At 62.4% G+C, this 1,671-nt stretch carries 1 protein-coding gene; it reads left to right on the top strand.

Features of this window, described 5'->3' with window-relative positions:
- The first annotated feature begins 63 nt into the window (after positions 1 to 63).
- Complete coding sequence (locus JI746_RS27500) at positions 64 to 1,509, top strand: IS1182 family transposase (RefSeq protein ID WP_201693512.1); 1,446 nt, start codon at positions 64 to 66, stop codon at positions 1,507 to 1,509.
- Positions 1,510 to 1,671: the final 162 nt, after the last annotated feature.

Consider the following 1,671-nt stretch of genomic DNA (forward strand, 5'->3'; position numbering starts at 1 on the left):
GGCCGAGGCTGTGTGAAAACGACCTGAGCTCGTACACTCCGGCAACTCGCGCCGGAGGTGACGATGCCTCGCTACGTGGAAGGCAGTGCCCGAGACCAGGTGACGTTGCTCCCCGAGTGCCTGGACGACTACATCGCTGAGGACAACCCGGTCCGCGTGGTCGACGCGTTCGTCGAGGAACTGGATCTGGGGAAGCTCGGATTCGAGGGCATGGCGCCGGCGAGCACCGGTCGGCCCAAATATCACCCGGCGGTGCTGCTGAAGATCTACATCTACGGCTACCTGAATCGCATCCAGTCCAGCCGGCGGCTGGAGCGGGAGTGCCAGCGCAACATCGAGCTGATGTGGCTCACTGGGCGCTTGGCTCCAGACTTCAAGACGATCGCCGACTTCCGGCGTGACAGTGGTGCTGCCATCCGCGCCGCCTGCGGCCGTTTCGTCGTGTTGTGTCGCCAGCTGAAGCTGTTCTCGCAGGCCGTCGTCGCGATCGACAGCAGCAAGTTCAAGGCCGTCAACAGTCGGGACCGCAACTTCACGCCCGGCAAGATCGAGCGACGCAAGCAGCAGATCGAGCAGAGTGTCCAGCGGTACCTTGACGCCCTTGAGACGGCGGATCGCACGCACCCAGGGGAGTTTCAGTCGAAGACCAAGCGGTTGCAGCAGAAGATCGCGACCCTGCGCGATCAGATGCGTCGACTCGATGGCATCAAGGAGCAACTCTCCTGCGAGCCGGACGGTCAACTCTCGCTGACCGATCCTGACTCGCGCTCCATGATTTCCCAAGCCAAGGGGACGGGCACTGTGGGCTACAACGTCCAGGCGGCCGTGGACGCGAAGAATCATCTCATCGTGCACCACGAGGTCACCAACGTTGGAAGTGACCGGGCGCAACTGGCCAAGATGGCGAGCACCGCGCGTGAGGTCATTGGGAAGAAGAAGCTACGCGCGTACGCTGATCGCGGCTACTACAGCGCGCCAGAGATCAAGGACTGCGCGGATGCCGGCATTGCCGCGTACGTGCCCAAGCCAATGACCTCCGGCGCCAAAGCCGAAGGCAGATTCGACAAGAGCGACTTCATCTACATCGCCAAGGACGACGAGTACCAGTGCCCGGCAGGTGAGCGCGCGATCTACCGCTTCACGCGCGAGGAGAACGGTCTGCAGATCCGTCGATATTGGAGCAGCGCCTGCCCGCAGTGCCCAATGAAGGAACGCTGCACGCCAAGTCCATTCCGGCGTATCTCACGCTGGGAGCACGAATCGGTGCTCGAAGACGTGCAACGCAGGCTCAATAAGCAACCAGACGCGATGACGCTGCGACGGCGCACGATCGAGCACGTATTCGGAACCCTGAAACACTGGATGGGAACTGCGCACTTCCTCACCAAAGGGTTGGAGAACGTGAGCACGGAAATGAGCCTGCACGTGCTCGCATACAACTTCAAGCGGGTGATTTCGATCCTGGGTATACCCAGGACGATGAAGGCGATGATGTCGGTGGGCGGCTGAAACCGCCTATATGCGCTGCGGAGAGCCTCAGAGCGGTCTACGAGCGACCAGCGCGCATATCCGGCGCAGCACACCACTGGACGCCCCCGCCAGGGCAAGCACGCGCGACCAGGCACGCCGCCTCCCAGAAGGTTCGCGCCGAGATTTCACACAGCCTCGGCC

It is taken from the genome of Ramlibacter alkalitolerans (assembly GCF_016722765.1).
Taxonomy (GTDB): domain Bacteria; phylum Pseudomonadota; class Gammaproteobacteria; order Burkholderiales; family Burkholderiaceae_C; genus Ramlibacter; species Ramlibacter alkalitolerans.